Origin of the sequence: Pseudomonas sp., from assembly GCF_050739995.1 — a bacterium.
GTDB lineage: Bacteria > Pseudomonadota > Gammaproteobacteria > Pseudomonadales > Pseudomonadaceae > Aquipseudomonas.
Genome location: NZ_JBOICG010000038.1, coordinates 1 through 4,888, shown reverse-complemented (window position 1 = coordinate 4,888; position 4,888 = coordinate 1). Strand labels below are relative to the sequence as shown.

General features: G+C 60.5%; 4 protein-coding genes. 3 read left to right on the top strand and 1 reads right to left on the bottom strand.

All coding sequences use genetic code 11. The annotated features are described in order from the left end of the window. Positions 1-1,049: S1C family serine protease (locus tag ACRESD_RS01440; RefSeq protein WP_431749302.1), on the bottom strand; the 1,049-nt coding region annotated here is incomplete at its 3' end. Between the two features lie 102 nt (positions 1,050-1,151). Here ACRESD_RS01440 and ACRESD_RS01435 point away from each other — a divergent pair. The 3 genes from ACRESD_RS01435 to cysN form a co-directional block, all read left to right on the top strand. Beyond that, complete coding sequence (locus ACRESD_RS01435) at positions 1,152-1,910, top strand: Nif3-like dinuclear metal center hexameric protein (RefSeq protein WP_431749301.1); 759 nt, start codon at positions 1,152-1,154, stop codon at positions 1,908-1,910. A gap of 179 nt (positions 1,911-2,089) precedes the next feature. Then, positions 2,090-3,007, top strand: a complete 918-nt coding sequence (gene cysD / locus ACRESD_RS01430) for a sulfate adenylyltransferase subunit CysD (protein WP_005784641.1) — start codon at positions 2,090-2,092, stop codon at positions 3,005-3,007. Between the two features lie 9 nt (positions 3,008-3,016). Beyond that, a partial coding sequence (gene cysN, locus ACRESD_RS01425; protein WP_431749300.1) for a sulfate adenylyltransferase subunit CysN occupies positions 3,017-4,888 on the top strand: 1,872 nt, incomplete at its 3' end.

Genomic DNA, 4,888 nt, shown 5'->3' with positions numbered 1-4,888 from the left:
GGTTTGATCCGTGCCACCTGGTTCATCGACTTGCGGCCATCACCGGCTGGTTCGCCATCGATGCTCAGGATCACATCCCCCAATTGCAGGCCGGCTTTTTGCGCCGGGCCATCACGGAAAATACCCGCGACCACGATGCCAGGGCGACCGGTCAAGCCAAACGATTCGGCCAGCTCCTTGGTCAATGGTTGTACTTCGATGCCCAACCAGCCGCGAATCACCTGGCCGTGCTCGATGATCGACTTCATCACCTCCATGGCCAGTTTCACCGGGATCGCAAAACCGATGCCTTGTGAACCGCCGGACTTGGAGAAAATCGCGGTGTTGATGCCGGTCAGGTTGCCATTGGCATCTACCAATGCGCCGCCGGAGTTGCCCGGGTTGATCGCCGCGTCGGTCTGGATGAAGTCTTCGTAACTATTGAGCCCCAACTGGTTACGCCCGGTGGCGCTGATGATGCCCATGGTCACGGTCTGGCCGACGCCGAACGGGTTGCCGATGGCCAATGCCACGTCACCTACGCGCAGCCCTTCGGAGCGGCCGATGGTGATCGAGGGCAGGCTTTTCAAATCGATCTTCAGTACCGCGAGGTCGGTTTCCGGGTCACTGCCGACCACACGGGCCAGGGTTTCACGACCATCGCGCAGGGCTACGACAATCTGGTCGGCGCCGCTGGTCACGTGGTTATTGGTGAGGATGTAGCCTTCCGGGCTCATGATCACGCCGGAACCCAGGCTGGATTCCATGCGGCGCTGCTTGGGGCCGTTGTCGCCGAAGTAGCGGCGGAACTGCGGGTCTTCAAACAACGGATGCGCCGGCTTGTTGATGACCTTGGTGGTGTACAGGTTGACCACGGCGGGGGCCGCGATGACGACGGCGTCTGCATAGGTTACCGGGCCTTGTACCACTGAACTGGTTTGCGGCGCCTGTTGCAGGTTCACATCAAGGCTGGGCAAGCCCACCCACTGGGGATAACGCTGAATAATCAGCATCGCGATCAGCACGCCAGCCAACAATGGCCATCCAAAAAAACGCAGTGCCTTGAGCATCAAGTAAGTCCTGACAGGTTGCAGGGGGCGGGAGAGCGCCCATAATGTCGCGCATTATACGAGGCTGCGAGCGCCTCGGAACGGGATATTTAGGAGTCTTTTATGGCCGTCCCCCTTACCACCCTCGTCGAGGAAGCGGACCGCTACCTCGGCAGTGCAAAAATTGCCGATTACTGCCCCAACGGCCTGCAGGTCGAGGGGCGTCCGCAAGTAATGCGCATCGTCAGCGGCGTGACCGCCAGCCAAGCGTTGCTGGACGCCGCCGTCGAGGCACAGGCCGATCTGATCCTGGTGCACCATGGGTATTTCTGGAAAGGCGAGAACCCCTGCATCACCGGCATGAAGCAGCGTCGCCTCAAGACGCTGCTCAAGCACGACATCAGCCTGCTGGCCTACCACCTGCCACTGGACCTGCATCCCGACGTCGGCAACAACGTGCAGCTTGCTCGCCAGTTGGATATCACCGTCGAAGGCCCGCTGGACCCGAGCAACCCCAAGATCGTTGGCCTGGTTGGTTCCCTCGCCGAGCCCTTGTCGCCCCGGGATTTCACCCGCCGTGTGCAGGATGTGATGGGGCGCGAGCCGCTGCTGATCGAAGGCAGTGAAATGATCCGTCGCGTCGGCTGGTGCACCGGCGGTGGCCAGGGATACATCGACCAGGCGATTGCTGCCGGTGTCGACCTTTACCTGAGCGGCGAAGCTTCCGAGCAAACCTTCCACAGTGCGCGTGAAAACGACATCAGCTTCATCGCCGCCGGCCATCACGCCACTGAGCGCTATGGCGTACAGGCACTGGGTGATTACCTGGCTCGCCGTTTTGCCTTGGAGCATCTATTCATCGATTGCCCGAATCCTATCTAAGCCTCACCGCTGGGCAAAAATGTGGGAGCTGGCTCCCACAGGAAGCCCAAACAGGCAGGTATATTCATATACCGTTTCGATCTAGATGGCTCCCTGAATAGAAGAAGGTGCTGTGCTAGCATGCCTCGCTCGAACACGGCCCGCAGGCCGTCCATAAGATCGTTTTTCCGTGAGTAGCCATGGTCGACAAACTGACGCATCTGAAACAGCTGGAGGCGGAAAGCATCCACATCATCCGCGAGGTCGCCGCCGAGTTCGACAACCCGGTGATGCTCTACTCGATCGGTAAAGACTCCGCCGTGATGCTGCACCTGGCACGCAAGGCCTTCTTCCCGGGCAAGCTGCCGTTCCCGGTGATGCACGTCGACACCCGCTGGAAATTCCAGGAGATGTACAAGTTCCGCGACAAAATGGTCGAAGAACTGGGCCTGGACCTGATCACCCACGTCAACCCGGATGGCGTGGCGCAGGGCATCAACCCGTTCACCCACGGCAGCGCCAAGCACACCGACATCATGAAGACCGAGGGCCTCAAGCAAGCCCTGGACAAGCATGGTTTCGACGCGGCTTTCGGCGGTGCCCGTCGCGATGAAGAGAAATCCCGCGCCAAAGAGCGCGTGTACTCGTTCCGCGACAGCAAACACCGCTGGGACCCGAAGAACCAGCGCCCGGAGCTGTGGAACGTCTACAACGGCAACGTCAACAAGGGCGAGTCGATCCGTGTGTTCCCGCTGTCCAACTGGACCGAGCTGGACATCTGGCAGTACATCTACCTGGAAGGCATCCCGATCGTCCCGCTGTACTTCGCCGCCGAACGCGAAGTGATCGAGAAGAACGGCACGTTGATCATGATCGACGACGACCGCATCCTCGAGCATCTGTCCGATGAAGACAAAGCCCGAATCGTCAAAAAGAAAGTACGTTTCCGTACCCTTGGCTGCTACCCGTTGACGGGCGCGGTGGAGTCCGAAGCCGAGACGCTGACGGACATCATTCAGGAAATGCTCCTGACGCGAACTTCCGAGCGCCAGGGCCGTGTCATCGACCACGATGGTGCCGGCTCGATGGAAGATAAAAAACGTCAAGGCTATTTCTAAGGGGCTGTCATGTCGCATCAATCTGATTTGATCAGCGAGGACATCCTCGCCTACCTGGGCCAGCATGAGCGCAAGGAAATGCTGCGCTTCCTGACCTGCGGCAACGTCGACGACGGTAAGAGCACCCTGATCGGGCGCCTGCTGCACGACTCCAAGATGATCTACGAAGATCACCTGGAAGCCATCACCCGCGATTCGAAGAAGGTCGGCACCACCGGTGACGACATCGACCTGGCGTTGCTGGTCGATGGCCTGCAGGCTGAGCGTGAGCAGGGCATCACCATTGATGTCGCGTACCGCTACTTCTCCACCGCCAAGCGCAAATTCATCATCGCCGACACCCCTGGCCATGAGCAGTACACCCGCAACATGGCCACCGGTGCGTCCACCTGTGACCTGGCGATCATCTTGATTGACGCGCGTTATGGCGTGCAAACCCAGACCCGTCGCCACAGCTTCATCGCCTCGTTGCTGGGCATCAAACACATCGTGGTGGCCGTCAACAAGATGGACATCAATGGCTTCGACCAAAGCGTATTCGAGCAAATCAAAGCCGATTACCTGAAGTTCGCTGACGGCATCGCCTTCAAGCCGAGCACCCTGGCGTTCGTGCCGATGTCGGCGCTCAAGGGCGACAACGTGGTGAACAAGAGCGAGCGTTCGCCGTGGTACACCGGCCAGTCGCTGATGGAGATCCTCGAAACCGTCGAGATCGCCAACGATCGCAACTACACCGACCTGCGTTTCCCGGTGCAGTACGTCAACCGTCCGAACCTGAATTTCCGTGGTTTCGCCGGCACCCTGGCCAGCGGCATCGTGCACAAGGGCGACGAAGTGGTGGTGCTGCCGTCGGGCAAGAGCAGCCGCGTCAAATCCATTGTCACCTTCGAAGGTGAGTTGGAACACGCAGGCCCGGGCCAGGCCGTGACACTGACCATGGAAGACGAGATCGACATCTCCCGTGGCGACCTGCTGGTGCATGCCGACAACGTGCCGCAAGTGACCGACGCCTTCGACGCCATGCTGGTGTGGATGGCCGAGGAACCGATGCTGCCGGGCAAGAAATACGACATCAAGCGCGCCACCAGCTACGTGCCGGGTTCCATCACCAGCATCGTGCACCGCGTGGACGTGAACACCCTGGCCGAAGGTCCGGCGAGTTCGCTGCAGTTGAACGAAATCGGCCGGGTCAAGGTCAGCCTTGACGCTGCCATTGCCCTGGACGGCTATGACAGCAACCGCACGACTGGCGCGTTTATCGTCATCGACCGTTTGACCAACGGTACTGTGGCGGCGGGCATGATCATCGCGCCACCGGTTGGTCATGGCGGTGCGGCGCAGCACGGCAAGTTGGCTCATGTCGCTACCGAAGAGCGTGCATTGCGCTTCGGCCAGCAGCCAGCCACCGTGCTGTTCAGCGGCTTGTCCGGTGCGGGCAAGAGCACCTTGGCCTACGCGGTCGAGCGCAAGCTGTTCGACATGGGGCGTGCGGTGTTCGTACTGGATGGCCAGAACTTGCGTCACGACCTGAACAAGGGCTTGCCGCAGGACCGTGCCGGTCGCACCGAGAACTGGCGTCGTGCCGCTCACGTGGCGCGTCAGTTCAACGAAGCGGGCCTGCTGACCCTGGCGGCGTTCGTCGCACCGGACGCCGAAGGCCGCGAACAGGCCAAGGCGCTGATCGGCGGTGATCGTCTGCTGACGGTTTATGTGCAAGCGTCGCCGTTGGTGTGTGCCGAGCGTGATCCGCAAGGCTTGTATGCTGCCGGTGGGGATAACATCCCGGGCGAGTCGTTCCCTTATGACGTGCCGTTGAATGCCGATCTGGTGATCGACACCCAGGCCCTGTCACTGGAAGAGAGCGTCAAGCAAGTGCTGGAG

Coding starts and splice junctions, on each gene's coding strand:
- ACRESD_RS01435 (WP_431749301.1), top strand. CDS start 1,152: ATGGCCGTCCCCCTTACCACCCTCGTCGAGGAAGCGGACCGCTACCTC.
- cysD (WP_005784641.1), top strand. CDS start 2,090: ATGGTCGACAAACTGACGCATCTGAAACAGCTGGAGGCGGAAAGCATC.